Raw genomic sequence first — 16,002 nt, forward strand, 5'->3', positions numbered from 1 at the left:
CGAGGAGTCCCCGGCGCGTCTCAGCGGAGGGGTGTCGAGGCGCTGTGCTCCGCAAGGATGGCGCCGCCACCCTCTGACCGACGATCGACCGTGCGCGGAGCGGGGAGGGTCAGGCCTTGGGGGCGTGGGTCTCGATCGAGATGATCCCGGAGCCCGGGTTGGTCGCCGACAGATGGACGACGCTGAACGCCGCCACCTCCAGCGCGGCGGCGCTGGAGAGGTACGAGCCGGACGGGGTGCCGGTCGCGAGGGCGACCTCGCGCAGCAGGTCGGGCAGCACCGGACCGTGGCTGCACAGGACGGCGGGCTTTCCCGCGCGGACGCGTCGGCCGACGACCGTGCGCGGATCGGCCCGCCCCTCTTCCCAGGCGTCCTGGCTGATGAGCTCCGTCTTGACGCTCTTGATCCCCAGGGCGCGGGCCAGGGGCCGCACGGTACGGCGGCAGCGGACCGCGTCGCTCGTGACGATCTTGCGGACGCCGAAGGCCCGGAGCGGGCCCACGATCGCCTCCGCCTGCGCCTGACCCCGCGGTGTGAGCGGGCGGGAGGCATCCGTCCCCTCCCAGTCCGAGCGCGGCTGGGCCTTGGCGTGCCGCAGCACGATCACAGGGAAGGTCTCCCGGATCCCGTCCTCCACGAGTCCCTCGAACGCATCGAGGATCTCCACGTCGACGGGGTAGCTGAGCGCCTTGCGGGCCTTCTTCAGGCTCATCCACTCGATCGCCGCGATCTCGCGGTTCGGCACGAAGGCGGAGGCCCGGATCGCCTCCTCGGTGGCCTCCGCGGCCCAGTAGTGCACGACCTTCTGCTTGCGGTTCGCCATCCGGTACCGGGAGACGCCCACCGGCACGCCGAGCGCGACGCGGATCCCGGTCTCCTCGAAGATCTCGCGGACGGCGGTCTCCGCGAGCATCTCGCCGGGATCCACCTTCCCTTTCGGGAGGGTGACGTCGCGGTACTTGGTGCGGTGGATGAGCAGGACGCGCAGCTTCCCGTCCACGATCCGCCACACCAGCCCGCCGGCGGCGTAGACGGCGTGACTCTCCGAGCGCGCTGAGCTCATCGGGCCGCCCGCGGGCGGCGACGACGCTGGATCTGCAGCATGGTCTTATCCTGCAGGTCCGTCAGCGCCACGCCGTCCGCGTCCACGGAGTGGCGCGTCCACAGTCCGCCCTCGCCCAGGTGCCAGGAGGAGGTCGTCGAGGCCATCGCCGTGTCGAAGAACGACAGCAGCTCCTTGACGTGCGCCGGCGCGGCGACCCGGACCAGCGCCTCGACGCGTCGGTCGAGGTTGCGGTGCATCATGTCGGCGCTGCCGATGTACACCTGCGGGTCTCCGTCGTTGTCGAACGCGAAGATGCGCGAGTGCTCCAGGTATCGGCCGAGGATGCTCCGCACCGTGATGTTGTCGCTCACGCCCGGCAGATCCGTGCGGATGCTGCAGATGCCGCGGACCCAGACCTCGACCTTCACCCCGGCGATGCTCGCGCGGTACAGGGCGTCGATGATCTGCTCGTCGACCATCGAGTTGACCTTGATGCGGATCCGCGCGGGCTTGCCGGCCAACGCCTGCTGGCGTTCCTTCTCGATGTGACGCAGCAGCCCCTTGCGCAGGTGCAGCGGCGCGACCAGGAGCCGCTTGAACTTCTTCTCGATCGCGTAGCCGGACAGCTCGTTGAACAGGCGGGTGAGGTCTTTGCCGACCTGCGGATCCGCGGTGAACAGTCCCAGGTCCTCGTAGAGCCGGCTCGTCTTGGGGTTGTAGTTGCCGGTCCCGACGTGCGAGTAGTGGCGGAGCGTGCCCTCCTCCTGGCGGATCACGAGGGCGAGCTTGCAGTGCGTCTTGAGGCCGACGAGCCCGTAGACGACGTGCACCCCCGCCTTCTCCAGCTTTCGCGCCCACACGATGTTGTTCGCCTCGTCGAAGCGCGCCTTCACCTCGACGAGGGCGAGGACCTGCTTGCCGGCCTCGGCCGCGTCGATCAGCGCCTGCACGATGGGGCTGTCGCCGGACGTGCGGTAGAGGGTCTGCTTGATCGCGAGCACGTGCGGGTCCCGCGCGGCCTGCTCCAGGAACGCCTGCACGCTCGTCGCGAAGGACTCGTACGGGTGGTGCACCAGCACGTCCGCCTTGCGGATCGCCTTGAAGATGTCGGCGCGCTCGTTGTTGTCCCCCGGCTGGAACGCCACGGCCGTCGTCGGCAGGTGCGGCGGGTAGTGCAGGTCGGGCCGGTCGATCTTGGACAGGTCGAAGAGGCCGCGCAGATCCAGCGGCACCGGGAGGCGGTAGACCTCCTGGTCCGTGATGTCCAGCTCCTTCAGGAGGAGGTCGAGGGTGACGTCGTCCATGTCGTCCGTGATCTCGAGGCGGATCGGCGGACCGAAACGGCGCCGCAGCAGCTCCGCCTCCAGCGCCTGGATCAGGTTCTCCGACTCGTCCTCCTCGATCTCCACGTCCTCGTTGCGGGTCAGGCGGAAGGCGTGGTGGTCGAGAACCTCCATCCCGGGGAAGAGGTCTCCGAGGTGATTCGCGATCAGCTCCTCCAGGCGGATGAACCGCAACGCGCCGCCTCCGCCTCCTCCGCGCACCTCGACGAAACGCGGAAGCATCGGCGGCACCTTGAGCCGGGCGAAGTCCTGCCTCCCGGTGCGCGCGTTGCGGATCCGGATCGCGAGGTTCAGGGAGAGGCCGGAGATGTAGGGGAACGGGTGGGCCGGGTCGACGGCCAGCGGCATGAGGACCGGGAAGACGTTCGACTGGAAGTACTCCGTCAGGCCGGCCTGCTCGTCGCTGCTGAGCTCCTCCCAGTCGGCGATCTCGATGCCGGCGTCGGCGAGGGAGGGGCGGACCGACGTGGTCCACGCCTCCGCGTGACGCAGCTGCAGGCGGTGCGCCTCCGCGGAGATGTCCGCGAGGACGTCGGCCGGCGCACGGCCGACGTTCGTCGGCACGGCCAGCCCGGTCACGATGCGGCGCTTGAGCCCGGCGACGCGGACCATGAAGAACTCGTCGAGGTTGCTGGCGAAGATCGCGAGGAAGTTGGCCCGCTCGAGCACCGGCAGGGTCTCGTCCTCGGCCAGCTCCAGCACCCGCTGGTTGAACGCGAGCCAGCTGAGCTCGCGGTCGAGGTATCGATCGTCGGGGAGGAGGTCGTCGGTGGTGTCGAGGATCGCGTCGAAGTCGTCGTCCTCCGCGTCGCCGAGGCCAGAGTCTGCCAGTACCGGATCGATCATGGGGTACATCTAATCACCGCTGTGTGACGGGCGAGTGAACGCGGCGACGCCGGGTGACTCCGGCTCAGCCGGTGCCGCTCTCCACGGTGCGCTGCTCGCCCTCCTCCTCGACGTTGAACCGGTATCCGACGTTTCGGACCGTGCCGATGATCTGCTCCTGGTCGCCGAGCTTCGCCCGCAGGCGCCGCACGTGGACGTCCACCGTCCTGGTCCCCCCGAAGTAGTCGTACCCCCAGACCTCGCTGAGCAGCTGCTCGCGGGTGAAGACGCGCGACGGGTGCGTCGCCAGGAAGTGCAGGAGCTGGAACTCCTTGTAGGTGAGGTCGAGGGGACGACCGTGGAGCTTGGCCGAGTAGGACTGCTCATCGATCGTGACGCCGGAGGCCTGCACCCGCACCGGCTCCTCGGGGCCGTGCCCTCGGGAGAGGACGAGACGCACGCGCGCGTCGATCTCGGCGGGCCCCGCCGTCGCCAGCACGACGTCGTCGATGCCCCAGTCGCCGTTGACGACGCCCAGGCCGCCCTCGGTGACGACGAGGAGGAGGGGAGCGCGCAGCCCCGTCGCGCGGATGAGCGTGCACAGCGACTTCGCGGCGACGAGGTCGGCTCGGGCGTCCACGACGACCACGTCGGCCTCGGGGGCGGTCACCAGTTCCGCGGGCTGGGCGGGGATGGTGCGCACGCGGTGGCTCAGCAGTTCCAGGGCGGGCAGGACCGGCTCCGCGGAGGGAGACGGGGTCAAGACCAGGAGGAGCGCCACACGGTACCTTTCGTGCGCACCATGATAGCCGCGGGGATGGGGGACAATGGGGGCATGTCGGAACCCGTCCTCGCACCGCGCCGCCCGATCTGGGGCCTGGCCGCGACGTGGGCGGTCGGCGCCGTCGCCGCGATCCTGGTCGGGGTCTTCGCCCCGCGCGACGCGACGATGACGTGGTTCATGATCGGGTTCGGCGCCTGCATCCTGTTCTCGTTCGCCGCCCAGCTCCTGCGCGGCGTGACCCGCGGGTTCATCCTCCGCGCCGCCACCGGCGCCCTCGGCGCGCTGCTGGTGATGGGGGTCGTGTCGGTCGGCTTCGCGATCGGGTCGCTCTTCGCCCTCTGACGCGACCCGCAATCGCGCCGCCTCAGGCGCACGCGCCGGACCAGGCATCCCGCGTGCGATCCCGCCTGTTCTGGCGCGTTTGCCTGATCTCGCGCGCGACGGAGGGGGAAGACGGAGGGCGAAGACGATGGCGAGTCGGGAGAAGAGGCGGAGGGAAAACGGAGAAGGTACAGTGGAGGTATGGACTTCGTCGCGCTCGAGCTCTTCTTCGTGGGTCTGCTGGGTCTGGCGACCCTCGCGATCGCCTACTGTGCGGGCGTCGTCCTCGTGAACCTCTTCCGCGGCCAGCGCTGACGCGCGTCGCCCCCCGGTCGTCCGCCGCCCGCGCGGAACAGGAGCGTGCCCATGCTTGATCTCCCCACCGGACTCCCCGCGGACATCGGGCCGCTGTCGTGGCTGCTCGGCGTCTGGGAGGGCACCGGCGTCATCGACTACGACGCCGCAGGCGTCCGCTACACCGGCGAGTTCCGCCACCGCGTGAGCTTCAGCCACGACGGCGGACCCTTCCTCAACTACGCGGCCACCGCGGCGTTCCTGCCCGAGGACGCCGCCCCCGTGCCCCTCGTCGCCGAGACCGGTTTCTGGCGGCTGTCCCGTCCGGACGACGAGGCGGACGCCGGACCGGGCCTGCTCCCGCCGGCCTGGGCCGTCGGCACGAGCGGCCCCGCCCCGGCTCCGCGCACCGCCGAGGACGTCGAGGCGCTGCGCACCCCCGCAGGTTTCGCGATCGAGGTCTCGCTCGCCCATTCCGACGGGACGATGGAGCTCTATCTCGGCACCGCGAACGGTCCGCGGATCGACATCGCCACGGACGCCGTCGTGCGCCCGGCCGGCGCGCGCGCGTACACCGCCGCCTCCCGGATGTACGGCCTCGTGGACGGGCACCTGCTGTGGGCCTGGGACGTCGCCGCGCTGGGCTCCGAACTGCGCTCGCATGCGTCGGCACGACTGGCGAAGGTGTAGACGATCGTGGACGTCTTCTCGGCACTCGCCTCGGCTGTCCTCGACGACGGCCTCGTCACCCACCTCGGCGATCCCGTGCGCGAACAGCGCGCTCTGATCGCCGGCACAGCGCTCAGCCCACTCGGCGACCGCACCGTCGTGGAGCTGCGCGGGAACGACCGGCTCACCTGGCTCGACTCGATCACCTCGCAGTCCGTGGCGCGTCTGGCCCCGGGGGAGAGCACCGAGCTCCTCGTGCTCGACCCGCAGGGGCGGGTCGAGCACGCGGCAGCGATCTTCGACGACGGGGTGTCCGCCTGGCTGATCGCCGATGCCGCCGACGCCGAGGGACTCGCCGCCTGGCTCTCGCGCATGGTCTTCCGCGCCGACGTGACCGTCGCCCTCCGTCCCGAGCTCGCCGTGATCGGGTTCTTCGCCGGCGGCCCGGCGGAGCAGACCGCGCAGCGCGCGGCCGCCGCCCCGGCCGGGATCCCGGTGATCTGGGCGGATCCGTGGCCTCACGTGCGACCGGGCGGGCACCAGTACCACCGGGGCGAGGCCCACCCGGGCGCCGACTTCCACTGGCGCGCCGCCGTGGTGGATGCCGACGCCGCGGCCGCGCTGGTCGCGGACCCGGAGATCGTGTGGGCCGGATCCCTCGCCGCCGAGGCACTGCGCGTGGCCGCGTGGCGGCCGCGGTGGGCGCGCGAGGTGGACGAGCGGTCCCTTCCGCATGAGACGGACTGGATCCGCAGCGCCGTGCACCTCGACAAGGGGTGCTACCGCGGACAGGAGACGGTCGCGAAGGTGCACAACCTCGGGCATCCTCCCCGTCGCCTCGCGGCACTGCACCTCGACGGCAGCGACGATCTGCTTCCTGCGCCGGGATCCCCGGTGCTCGCGGGGGAGGAGGAGGTCGGTCACGTCACGTCCGTCGCCCGACACCACGAGCTGGGCCCGATCGCCCTGGCCGTCCTCGCCCGCCGTGCGCCGGTCGGCGACCTCGTCGTGCGCACCCCGGACGGAGACGTCGCCGCCGCGCAGGAGGTCATCGTCCCGGCCGACGCGGGCGCGACCGCGGACGTGCCCCGGCTCACCCGCCTCTCGCGCCGTCCGTCGGCGCCGGACCCGCGGGACGCCCGCTGAGCGCGGACCCCGCCGGGCCCGTCCCGGACCGAGGAGCGGACCGCACGCCGTTGCGCACGCTGCTCATCGACAACTACGACTCCTTCACCTACAACCTCGTCCACCAGCTCGTGGCGGCAGGCGGCGCGGAGCCCGTCGTCGTGCCGAACGACTGGACCGGCTGGGATCCGTCCGTCCTCGACGGATTCGACAACGTCGTGCTCTCGCCGGGGCCGGGCGATCCCCGGGTGCCCGGCGACTTCGGGATCTGCGCCGAGGCGGTCCGCGCGGCGGCAGCGCGGCGGATGCCCCTGCTCGGGGTGTGCCTCGGGCATCAGGGCATCGCGCATGCGTTCGGTGCGCGGGTGAGTCGCGCGCCGGAGCCCCGGCACGGTCGGCCGTCTCTCGTGTCCCACGACGGAACCGGTCCGTTCCGCGGGATCCCGTCGCCGACGGAGGTCATCCGCTATCACTCCCTGCGGGTCGAGGACCTTCCCGCCGAGCTTGTCGCCACCGCCTGGGCGGACGACGGCGTGGTGATGGGGCTGCGGCACCGGGACCTGCCGCTGTGGGGCGTGCAGTTCCATCCCGAATCGATCGGCACCCCGGACGGGACGCGCATGATCGAGAATTTCGCCGCGTTCACGCGCGAGCGCCGGACGACCGTGCCCCCGGCGCGGGGCGTGCCGGCCGACGCACGGACCGCCGCTCCGGATGCGCCGCCGCCCGCGTCGGTCATCCCGCCGAGCGCCCCGGCCCACCGCGAACTGCCGTGGCACGGGGACGCCGCCCGCCTGTTCGCCGCGCTGTACGGCGATGCCCCGCAGGCGGTGTGGCTCGACGGGAACCGGCCGGGAGATCCGCGGGCGCGGTTCTCGATCCTCGGCGGCGGGGCGGACCTGCCGGCGGCGACCGCGGAGGTGCGCTCCGGTACCGTGACCGTGCAGGACGACCGCGGCACCGCCGTCCACGAACGCGCCTTCTTCGACTGGCTCGACGACGAGCTCGCCGCCGATCCCGGCGCTTCGGTCCCCGGGATCCCGTTCGCGCTCGGGTGGATCGGCTGGCTCGGCTACGAGCTGCGCGCGGAGTGCGGGTCGCCGCACCGGCAGTCGTCGACCGTGCCCGATGCCGCCGTCGTCCGATTGGACGAGGCGGTCGTGATCGACCACGAGCGGTCACGGATCCACCTTCTCTCGCGCCGGGACGACGGGTGGATCGAGCGCACGGCGGCGCTCGTCGAACGCGTCGGCGCGGATCCCGGAGACACGGGCGACATCGCCGCGGAGCCCGGTGCCGCGACGGACGCCGCACCGTTCCCGACGCTGCGTGCGCGACACGGACGCGCCGCGTACCTGCGGCTCATCGCCGAGGCGCAGGAGCTCATCGCCGCCGGGGAGACGTACGAGGCGTGCCTGACGAACATGCTGACGGCGTCCACGCCCCCGGGGGAGCCCCGGATCGATCCGCTGGGGGCCTACCTCGCCCTCAGGACACAGAACCCGGCGCCGTTCGGGTCGTTCCTGCGCATCGGCGGGGTCAGCGTGCTCAGCACGTCCCCGGAGCGGTTCGTGCGGATCACCGCGGACGGCGACGTCGAGTCCAGTCCGATCAAGGGCACCCGCCCTCGCGGCGACACCCCCGCCGAGGACGAGGCGATCCGGCTCGAGTTGGGCGGGGCCGAGAAGGACCGCGCCGAGAACCTGATGATCGTCGATCTCGTCCGTCATGATCTGGGCCGGACCGCCGCCCGCGGATCGGTGCGTGTCGACGGCCTCTTCCGCGTCGAGACCTACGCGACCGCGCATCAGCTCGTCAGCACGGTGCGCTCCCGCCTCGGCACCGCCTCGCCGGTCGCGTGTGTTCGTGCGGCCTTCCCGCCCGGATCGATGACCGGAGCGCCGAAGCACCGCACGATGGCGATCCTCGATCGACTCGAGCAGGGCCCGCGCGGGGTGTACAGCGGCGCGGTCGGCTACTTCTCCCGAGACGGCGCGGTCGATCTCAGCGTCGTGATCCGCACGGCCGTGGTACATCCCGGCGGCCTGGACTACGGCGTGGGCGGGGCGATCGTCGCGCTCTCGGATCCGGACGAGGAGTATGCGGAGACCGTCGTGAAGGCGCGTCCGCTCCTGCGCTGGGCGGGGGCCTCGTTCCCGACCGGGTGAGCGGCGCATTGCCGACCGGGTGAGCGTTGCTCAGCGCGGTGCCACGGCCTCCCACGGCACGGTCAGCTCGCCGAGCCGCAGCCGCCCGCGGGGCGACTGCACCGGCCAGCCCGCGGACCCGAGAGCCGTCGCCGCCGCGAGGAAACGCTGCGTCGCCCCGAACGCCGACAGCGCGGCCGCGCGCTCCCATTCCCGGTCCAGGTCCGTCAGCAGCGTGTGGATCCTCTCGCCGGGGACGTTCCGGTGGATGAGCGCCTTCGGCAGGCGTTCGGCGACGACGCCCGGATGCTCCAGCCCGGCGAGCCGCAGCGACAGCGTGAACCGTCGGGGCGCGCCGGTCGGATCCACGTCGACCCAGCTCGCGATCCGCCCGATCTCGTCGCAGGTGCCCTCGACGAGCAGTCCGCCGGGGGCGAGCCGGGCCGCCATCGTCCGCCATGCCTCGGCCACGTCGGCCTCGTCGTACTGCCGCAGCACGTTCATCGCGCGGATGACGGCAGGACGCCGGCCGTCCGGCACGGGGACCTCGAAGCCGCCGCGCGCGAACGAGACGGGGAGGTCCGGCGGGAACGGGCGCTCACCGCGGCGCACCTGTGCGAGCTGGGCCTGCGCGGCGGAGACGCGTTCGGGGTCGAGCTCGAGGCCCTGCACCTCGGCGTCGGGGCGGACGCGGAGGAGGCGGGCGGCGAGCTCGAACGCGGTCACGCCGCTGGCGCCGTAGCCCAGGTCGATGACGAGCGGGTCGACGGCTCGGCGGAAGGCGGTGCTCGCGGCGATCCAGCGGTCGTTGCGGCGGAGTCGGTTGGTCCCGGTCGTGCCCCGGGTGGGGCGCCCCTGAGGAGACGTCGCCATCCCTCCATCCTGCCGTGATCCGGGCGAATCCCGAAGCGCGGTCCCGCGCTGCGAAGGACCGGCGACGCCGTGCGTCACAGCGTTCGGACGGCACCGGGGAGAAGTCCTAGGCTGGAGGGCATGACGCGCACCCTCATCCTGCTCCGTCACGGGCAGAGCGAATGGAACCAGCTCAACCTCTTCACCGGATGGGTCGACGTCCGGCTCACCGACCAGGGCAAGGCCGAGGCCCGCCGCGGCGGCGAACTGCTGGCGGAGTCCGGGATCCTTCCGGACGTGCTGCACACCTCGCTGCTCAGCCGCGCGATCCAGACGGCGGACATCGCCCTCGACGCGGCCGACCGACTGTGGATCCCGGTGACGCGCTCCTGGCGGCTCAACGAGCGGCACTACGGGGCGCTGCAGGGCAAGGACAAGGCGCAGACGCTGGAGGAGTTCGGGCCCGAGCAGTTCCAGCTCTGGCGCCGGTCGTTCGACGTCCCGCCGCCGCCTCTCGACGACGACAGCGAGTTCAGCCAGGTCGGCGACGCCCGCTACGAGGGCATCGACGGAGAGGTGCCGCGCACCGAGTCGCTCAAGCTCGTCATCGACCGGCTCCTGCCGTACTGGGAGAGCGCGATCGTCCCCGACCTGGCCGCGGGCAAGACCGTCCTGGTCACCGCGCACGGCAACTCGCTGCGCGGGCTCGTCAAGCACCTCGAGGGGATCAGCGACGAGGACATCGCGGCGCTGAACATCCCCACCGGGATCCCGCTCGTCTACGAGCTGGACGACGAGAACCGCCCGACCGGGCCCGGCCGGTACCTGGACCCCGAGGCCGCCGCGGCGGGGGCCGCCGCGGTCGCCGCGCAGGGCAAGAAGTAGCCCGCCGCACGCACGACCTCGCATCCCGCCCCGACCGGTCATCCGGTCCGGGGCGGGATGCGGTGTTTCGGGGCTCGGTTCGGGGCCGACGGGCACCAGAGCGCGCCCCGAAACGCGAAGATCCGCCCCGAACCGGAAGGGAACGGGGCGGATCGAAGGCGAAGGCGGGGCCCCGAACGGGGGGCCGGGAAGAGCGGGTCAGGCGAGACCGGAGCCGGCCTCCGCCTCGGACTGCGCCTCGACGGCCAGCGCGATGTCCTCCTCGCCGACGGCCCAGTCGCCGGTGGCCAGGTAGACGACCTTCTTCGCGACGGCGACCGCGTGGTCGGCGAAGCGCTCGTGGTAGCGGCTGGCGAGCGTGGCGTCGACCGTGGCCGTGGCCTCGCCCTTCCAATTGTCGCTGAGCACCTTCTCGAAGACGCGGGCGTGCAGTTCGTCCACATCGTCGTCGGAGTTACGGATCGCGTCGGCCAGGCGCAGGTCCTGCGTGCGCAGGAGCTCGCTGAGCGTGCGGGAGATCTCGACGTCCAGTTCGCCCATCCGGGTGAAGGTGCCCTTGAGGCCCTTGGGGATGGCGCGCTCGGGGAACCGGTAGCGGGCGAGCTGCGCGATGTGCTCGGCCATGTCGCCCATGCGCTCCAGCGACGCGCTCACGCGCAGGGCGGTGACGACGATGCGCAGATCCCGCGCGACCGGCTGCTGGCGGGCGAGGATCTCGATCGCGAGCTCGTCGAGCTCGACGGCCCGCTCGTCGATCTGGGTGTCGTCCGCGATGACCTCGTCGGCCAGGGTGACGTCACTGGTCGCGAACGCCCGCGTCGCCTTGTCGATCGCGACGGTCACGAGGTCGGCGATCTCGACGAGTCGCGACTGCACGTCCTCGAGGGACTGGTGGAACACTTCGCGCATGAGGGCGCACCTTTCTCGATGTCGGGCGTCCGGCGGACGGGCGGGTCGACGGACGACCCGGCACACACGCAGCGATTGTGTTCGCCGAAGGTTAACGGTTGGTGCCCTGCACGTGAATAGTAGTCCGACAGCCCCCGCGAGGGCCGGGAAACCGCCGTTTCCGGGGGTGAACGACCTCTACGCTGGATCCCATGGACACCACGCTGCTGGCGCTTCTCGCCCTGGCCCTGGGAGTGGTGATCGGCGCAGGCGTGGTCCTCATGATCACCGCCGCGCTGCGCGCGCGGGCCGCCACGCGTGTGCAGACCTCGACCGCTCTTCCGGAGGGGCTCACCGCGGTGCTGGAGGCGATGGACGACGCCGCGTGCGCCGTGGATCCGTCGGGCCTCGTCGTCGCGGCCTCGGCCGCGGCCTCGCGGTTCGGCATCGGCATCGAGGCGACCCTGGACAACCCGGAGCTGCGCCAGCTCGCGCGGTCCGTCCGTGAGGGAGGCACGCAGACGCTCTCGCTGCGGCTCACCCGCGGGGGAGCGAGCCTGGATCCTCGCCTGGTCTCCGCCCGCGCGAGCCGGATCAGCCCCCGGCTCGTGCTCCTCATCATCCGCGACGTCACCGAGCAGGAGCGCCTCGACCAGATGCGCAACGACTTCGTCGCCAACACCAGCCATGAGCTGAAGACGCCTGTCGGCGCGGTGAGCCTGCTGGCGGAGGCTATCGAGTCCGCGGCGGACGACCCCGCGCAGGTCCGCGCCTTCGCCACCCGCATCTCCGCCGAGGCCGCGCGCCTCGGTCAGCTCACCGGCCGGATCATGAGCCTGTCCCGCCTTCAGTCCTCCGACGGCCTGGGCGAGTTCGCGCCGCTGGCGATCGACGAGGTGGTCACGGCCTCGGTCGAGGCGCACGTCGTGCAGGCGGACTCGGCCGGCGTCGAACTGTCCCGCGGCGGCGACCGCGGCGTGTGGGTGCGCGGGGACGCCCAGATCCTCATCGAGGCGATCGGCAACCTCATCGCGAACGCGATCGTGTACTCGCCGCGCGGGTCGCGCGTCGGGGTCGGCGTCAAGGCCGACGGCGACGTCGTGGAGATCTCCGTGGCGGACCAGGGCATCGGGATCGAGGAGGCCGACCGGGAGCGGATCTTCGAGCGCTTCTACCGCGCCGACGAGGCCCGCTCGCGCCGCACCGGCGGGACGGGACTGGGCCTGTCGATCGTGAAGCACGCCACGCAGCGCCACGGCGGCGAGGTGCGGCTGTGGTCGCGGCCTGGCCGCGGGTCGACGTTCACCATGCGCCTGCCGCAGATCCCCGCGCCCGAGCCTGAGGAAGCCTCGGCCAAGAAGTCCAAGAAGAAGCCCAAGAAGAAGGATGCGAAGAAGCGCGGCGCCCGACCGACGCCGGCTGTCGCCGCATCCCGCCCCCAGACCGCGGCACCCGCCCGCGCCGACACGGAAGAGCACGCATGACCCGGATCCTTCTCGTCGAGGACGAGCCCGACCTCGCCGACCCGCTCGCCTACCTCCTGCGCCGGGAGGGATACGAGGTGGAGATCGCCGAGGACGGCCCCGCCGCCCTGGCGGCCTTCCGTGAGGGCGGCGCCGACGTCGTCCTCCTGGACCTCATGCTCCCCGGGATGCCCGGGACGGAGGTGTGCCGGCAGATCCGCGCGACCTCGACGGTGCCGATCATCATGCTCACCGCCAAGGACTCCGAGGTGGACATCGTCGTCGGTCTGGAGCTCGGCGCCGACGACTACATCACCAAGCCGTACTCGTCCCGGGAGCTGCTGGCCCGCATGCGCGCGGTCCTGCGCCGCGTGGTGCAGGCGGAGAGCGAGCTCGACGAGCGCGTCCTGGAGGGCGGCAGGGTCACGCTGGACATCGATCGGCACACCGTCGCGGTCGACGGCGAGGTCATCAACATGCCGCTCAAGGAGTTCGAGCTGCTCGAGGTCCTCATGCGCAATTCGGGCCGCGTGCTCACGCGCGGGCAGCTCATCGACCGGGTGTGGGGGAGCGACTACTTCGGCGACACGAAGACGTTGGACGTGCACATCAAGCGCATCCGCTCGCGCATCGAGGCGAACCCCTCGGAGCCGGTCATGCTCGTGACCGTCCGCGGGCTGGGCTACCGCTTCGAGGCCTGACCGGCCGCGTCCGCAGACGACGAAGGCCCCCGGGAACGGGGGCCTTCGTCGTCGGTGACCGGGATCAGGACTCGGGGGTCTCGTCCGGGTTCGGGGTCTCGGCCGGCGCCGGGGTGGCCGGGGCGCTGGGGGTCGGCGCGGGCGTCGTGGTCGGCTTCGCGGAGGGCACGAGGTCGGCGTAGTACGGCAGGGTGCCGTCCAGCACGGGGACGCTGGCGAGCTCGCCCTCGGTGTCGCCGGACTGGAAGTACACCGGCAGGGTCGCGCCGGGCTTGGTGGCGATGCCGTCCAGGCGCAGCGGCGAGTCCTCCCCGCCGAGGCTGATGGTCTCACCTGCACGGAGGCGGATGGTGGCGGTCTCGCTGCCGTCGACCTGGATCGACAGCGTGGCGTCCTGAGTGGACACGTTGACCAGACCGGCCACAAGGTTGCCCGTCTCGCCCTCCTCGTCGGCGACCACGAACGCATTGCGGACCACGACGGGGCCGTCGCCCTTCACGTTGACGCCGTCCGAGGCGGAGTACTGGATCGTCGTCGCCTGGGGCGAGATCATCGAGCACCCGGTGGCGCCGACGATGACGAGGGCGCTGAGGGCGACAGACGCAGCAAGGCGCGATTTCACGGGTCCTCCTGAGGTACGACGTGGTGATCCGCCGTCCATTCTAGGGCTTCCGCGGAGCGCGCCCGGGATGCACGGTCCTCGTCGGCTCCCGTCGCGCGGAGGGACGCGGCTCCACCGGGACGGAACGGCCTCCGGCCGACGTGCTCGGCAAACCCTAGTGCATGTCCGCTGTGGTATCCTGGAGATTGCCGAAAGGACACGACTTTATGCTTTTTGAGGTTGGCGAGACCGTCGTCTATCCGCACCACGGCGCCGCGACGATCATCGAGGTCAAGGACCGCGTGATCAAGGGCGAGACCAAGAAGTACCTGAAGCTCAACGTCACGCAGGGCGACCTCATCATCGAGGTCCCGGCGGAGAACGTCGATCTGGTGGGCGTTCGGGATGTGATCGGCCAGGAGGGACTGGACCGCGTGTTCGAGGTGCTGCGCGCCCCGTTCACGGAGGAGCCCACCAACTGGTCCCGCCGCTACAAGGCCAACCTGGAGAAGCTCGCCTCCGGCGACGTCATCAAGGTCAGCGAGGTCGTCCGCGACCTGTGGCGCCGCGATCAGGACCGCGGCCTGTCCGCGGGCGAGAAGCGCATGCTCGCCAAGGCGCGTCAGATCCTCACGTCCGAGCTCGCGCTCGCGGAGAAGATCGACGAGGAGAAGGCCGGATCCCTGCTCGACGAGGTCCTCGCGTCCTGACGAACGGATTCCCACGAAGGGCGGATGCTTCGGCATCCGCCCTTCGTGGCGTGTGCGGGCCCGCCGCCGCGATCGTCCGCGGCAAGGGCGCGTCCACTAGCGTGTGATCCGTGGCCGTCTCCGCATCCCCGCCCGCGCTCCTGCCCGTTCCCCGTGTCGCGATCATCGTCGTCGCAGCCGGCTCCGGAACACGCCTGGGCGCCGCCGCGCCCAAGGCGTTCGTGGGCATCGACGCGCGCACGATCCTGCGCCATGCGCTCGACGGCGTGTTCGCCGCGGCACCCGCCCAGGTCGTGATCGTCGCACCGCGCGGCTACGAGGGCGAGGCGGAGTCGGACGCGTTCGCCGCGGCGGGCGAGCGCAGGGACCTGGTGCGCGTCGTGACCGGCGGGGCCACGAGGCAGCAGTCCGTCGCTGCCGGGCTCCGCGCGCTGTGGGGGGATGTCGAGACCGTGCTCGTGCACGACGCGGCGCGGGCGCTGACGCCGCCGGAGACGATCGACGCCGTGCTCGCCGCCGTGCTCGACGGAGCCGGCGCCGGAGTGATCCCGGCCCTGCCCGTCGTCGACACCCTGAAGCGCGTGGCCGGTGACGACGTCGTGGACGTGGTGGACCGGGAGACCCTCGCCGCCGCGCAGACGCCGCAGGGGTTCCCGCGCGCCGCGCTCGACCTCGCCTACGCCCGCGCCGCCGCGGACGGCATCGAGTACACGGACGACGCCGCGCTCTTCGCTGCGGCCGGTCACCCCGTGCGCCGCATCCCCGGTTCGGCCCGCGGGTTCAAGATCACCACGCCGGAGGACCTCGAACGCGCCCGTCGTCTGCTGGCACCCGCCCCCGGGGCCGTCGGTCACGGGGCGCCGCGGATCGGGATCGGCACCGACGTCCACGCGTTCGGCGGAGAGGGCAGCCTCTGGCTCGCGGGGATCGAGTGGCCGGACGAGCCGCCGCTGTCGGGGCACTCGGACGGCGACGCCGTGGCGCACGCGATCGTGGACGCCCTGCTCGGCGCCGCCGGCCTGGGCGACATCGGCGCGCACTTCGGCACGGACCATCCGGAGTTCGCCGGGGCGCACGCGGACGTCTTCCTCGCCCGCACGCGGGAGATCCTCGCCGAGGCCGGATACGCCATCGGCAACGTCTCCGTGCAGTTCCAGGGCAACCGGCCGCGGTTCAGCCGCCGCAGAGCCGAGGCGGAGCAGGCGCTGTCCGCGGCCCTCGGGGGAGCCCCGGTCGCGGTCTCGGCCACGACGACCGACGCCCTCGGCTTCTCCGGTCGAGGGGAAGGAGTCTCCGTGACGGCCGTCGCCCTCGTCCACGGGCCGGGAGCCGCCGCCGAGTAGTCTTGA

General features: G+C 72.0%; 15 protein-coding genes. 9 read left to right on the top strand and 6 right to left on the bottom strand.

Annotated features, from left to right (window positions below):
- Nucleotides 1-109: 109 nt before the first annotated feature.
- From K8F61_RS18770 to K8F61_RS18780, 3 genes are all read right to left on the bottom strand, one after another.
- Complete coding sequence (locus K8F61_RS18770; protein ID WP_067249356.1) at nucleotides 110-1,063, bottom strand: NUDIX hydrolase; 954 nt, start codon at nucleotides 1,061-1,063, stop codon at nucleotides 110-112.
- Nucleotides 1,060-3,234 carry an RNA degradosome polyphosphate kinase gene (locus K8F61_RS18775; protein WP_067249366.1) on the bottom strand — a complete coding sequence of 725 codons (2,175 nt, stop codon included), beginning with the start codon at nucleotides 3,232-3,234 and terminating at the stop codon, nucleotides 1,060-1,062. The genes K8F61_RS18770 and K8F61_RS18775 overlap by 4 nt, the downstream gene beginning before the upstream one ends.
- Nucleotides 3,235-3,298: 64 nt before the next feature.
- Nucleotides 3,299-3,994, bottom strand: a complete 696-nt coding sequence (locus K8F61_RS18780; protein ID WP_067249360.1) for a winged helix-turn-helix transcriptional regulator — start codon at nucleotides 3,992-3,994, stop codon at nucleotides 3,299-3,301.
- Nucleotides 3,995-4,048: 54 nt separating this feature from the next.
- Here K8F61_RS18780 and K8F61_RS18785 point away from each other — a divergent pair, with 54 nt between their 5' ends.
- From K8F61_RS18785 to pabB, 4 genes are all read left to right on the top strand, one after another.
- On the top strand, nucleotides 4,049-4,339 hold the full coding sequence (locus K8F61_RS18785) for a hypothetical protein (protein ID WP_067249361.1): 291 nt from the start codon (nucleotides 4,049-4,051) through the stop codon (nucleotides 4,337-4,339).
- Between the two features lie 345 nt (nucleotides 4,340-4,684).
- On the top strand, nucleotides 4,685-5,302 hold the full coding sequence (locus K8F61_RS18790; protein ID WP_067249364.1) for a nitrobindin family protein: 618 nt from the start codon (nucleotides 4,685-4,687) through the stop codon (nucleotides 5,300-5,302).
- Between the two features lie 6 nt (nucleotides 5,303-5,308).
- The gene (gene ygfZ, locus K8F61_RS18795; RefSeq protein WP_231820256.1) at nucleotides 5,309-6,427 is read left to right on the top strand and encodes a CAF17-like 4Fe-4S cluster assembly/insertion protein YgfZ; all 1,119 of its coding nucleotides are present in this window, start codon (nucleotides 5,309-5,311) and stop codon (nucleotides 6,425-6,427) included.
- Between the two features lie 50 nt (nucleotides 6,428-6,477).
- On the top strand, nucleotides 6,478-8,574 hold the full coding sequence (gene pabB / locus K8F61_RS18800; RefSeq protein ID WP_231820257.1) for an aminodeoxychorismate synthase component I: 2,097 nt from the start codon (nucleotides 6,478-6,480) through the stop codon (nucleotides 8,572-8,574).
- Between the two features lie 30 nt (nucleotides 8,575-8,604).
- Here pabB and K8F61_RS18805 read toward each other — a convergent pair whose 3' ends face one another.
- A complete protein-coding gene (locus K8F61_RS18805) occupies nucleotides 8,605-9,426 on the bottom strand; it encodes a methyltransferase domain-containing protein (RefSeq protein ID WP_231820258.1) in 822 nt (273 codons plus the stop codon).
- A gap of 120 nt (nucleotides 9,427-9,546) precedes the next feature.
- On the opposite strand from K8F61_RS18805, the gene K8F61_RS18810 reads away from it, so the two are divergent.
- Nucleotides 9,547-10,290, top strand: a complete 744-nt coding sequence (locus K8F61_RS18810) for a phosphoglyceromutase (protein WP_067248298.1) — start codon at nucleotides 9,547-9,549, stop codon at nucleotides 10,288-10,290.
- A 198-nt stretch (nucleotides 10,291-10,488) separates the two neighbouring features.
- On the opposite strand, the gene phoU is transcribed toward K8F61_RS18810, so the two are convergent.
- Nucleotides 10,489-11,199: a phosphate signaling complex protein PhoU gene (gene phoU / locus K8F61_RS18815; protein ID WP_067248295.1), complete on the bottom strand. Its 711-nt coding sequence runs from the start codon at nucleotides 11,197-11,199 to the stop codon at nucleotides 10,489-10,491.
- A gap of 191 nt (nucleotides 11,200-11,390) precedes the next feature.
- Here phoU and K8F61_RS18820 point away from each other — a divergent pair, with 191 nt between their 5' ends.
- Together K8F61_RS18820 and K8F61_RS18825 are read left to right on the top strand one after the other, a co-directional pair.
- Entirely contained in the window at nucleotides 11,391-12,662 is a 1,272-nt protein-coding gene (locus tag K8F61_RS18820; protein ID WP_231820259.1) for a sensor histidine kinase, read from the top strand.
- Nucleotides 12,659-13,342 carry a response regulator transcription factor gene (locus K8F61_RS18825; RefSeq protein ID WP_067248289.1) on the top strand — a complete coding sequence of 228 codons (684 nt, stop codon included), beginning with the start codon at nucleotides 12,659-12,661 and terminating at the stop codon, nucleotides 13,340-13,342. Before K8F61_RS18820 ends, K8F61_RS18825 begins: the two co-directional genes overlap by 4 nt.
- A gap of 64 nt (nucleotides 13,343-13,406) precedes the next feature.
- Here the strand turns inward: K8F61_RS18825 and K8F61_RS18830 are convergent, their stop codons facing one another.
- Nucleotides 13,407-13,964, bottom strand: a complete 558-nt coding sequence (locus K8F61_RS18830; RefSeq protein ID WP_231820260.1) for a DNA modification methylase — start codon at nucleotides 13,962-13,964, stop codon at nucleotides 13,407-13,409.
- A gap of 206 nt (nucleotides 13,965-14,170) precedes the next feature.
- Between K8F61_RS18830 and K8F61_RS18835 the strand changes: the two genes are divergently transcribed.
- Nucleotides 14,171-14,653: a CarD family transcriptional regulator gene (locus K8F61_RS18835; RefSeq protein ID WP_045250651.1), complete on the top strand. Its 483-nt coding sequence runs from the start codon at nucleotides 14,171-14,173 to the stop codon at nucleotides 14,651-14,653.
- A gap of 110 nt (nucleotides 14,654-14,763) precedes the next feature.
- Complete coding sequence (gene ispD, locus K8F61_RS18840) at nucleotides 14,764-15,996, top strand: 2-C-methyl-D-erythritol 4-phosphate cytidylyltransferase (protein ID WP_231820261.1); 1,233 nt, start codon at nucleotides 14,764-14,766, stop codon at nucleotides 15,994-15,996.
- Nucleotides 15,997-16,002 lie beyond the last annotated feature (6 nt).

The organism is Microbacterium resistens (assembly GCF_021172025.1).
In the GTDB taxonomy this organism is placed as follows: Bacteria; Actinomycetota; Actinomycetes; order Actinomycetales; family Microbacteriaceae; genus Microbacterium; species Microbacterium resistens.

Coding starts and splice junctions, on each gene's coding strand:
- K8F61_RS18770 (WP_067249356.1), bottom strand. CDS start 1,063: ATGAGCTCAGCGCGCTCGGAGAGTCACGCCGTCTACGCCGCCGGCGGG.
- K8F61_RS18775 (WP_067249366.1), bottom strand. CDS start 3,234: ATGATCGATCCGGTACTGGCAGACTCTGGCCTCGGCGACGCGGAGGAC.
- K8F61_RS18785 (WP_067249361.1), top strand. CDS start 4,049: ATGTCGGAACCCGTCCTCGCACCGCGCCGCCCGATCTGGGGCCTGGCC.
- K8F61_RS18790 (WP_067249364.1), top strand. CDS start 4,685: ATGCTTGATCTCCCCACCGGACTCCCCGCGGACATCGGGCCGCTGTCG.
- K8F61_RS18805 (WP_231820258.1), bottom strand. CDS start 9,426: ATGGCGACGTCTCCTCAGGGGCGCCCCACCCGGGGCACGACCGGGACC.
- K8F61_RS18810 (WP_067248298.1), top strand. CDS start 9,547: ATGACGCGCACCCTCATCCTGCTCCGTCACGGGCAGAGCGAATGGAAC.
- phoU (WP_067248295.1), bottom strand. CDS start 11,199: ATGCGCGAAGTGTTCCACCAGTCCCTCGAGGACGTGCAGTCGCGACTC.
- K8F61_RS18820 (WP_231820259.1), top strand. CDS start 11,391: ATGGACACCACGCTGCTGGCGCTTCTCGCCCTGGCCCTGGGAGTGGTG.
- K8F61_RS18825 (WP_067248289.1), top strand. CDS start 12,659: ATGACCCGGATCCTTCTCGTCGAGGACGAGCCCGACCTCGCCGACCCG.
- K8F61_RS18835 (WP_045250651.1), top strand. CDS start 14,171: ATGCTTTTTGAGGTTGGCGAGACCGTCGTCTATCCGCACCACGGCGCC.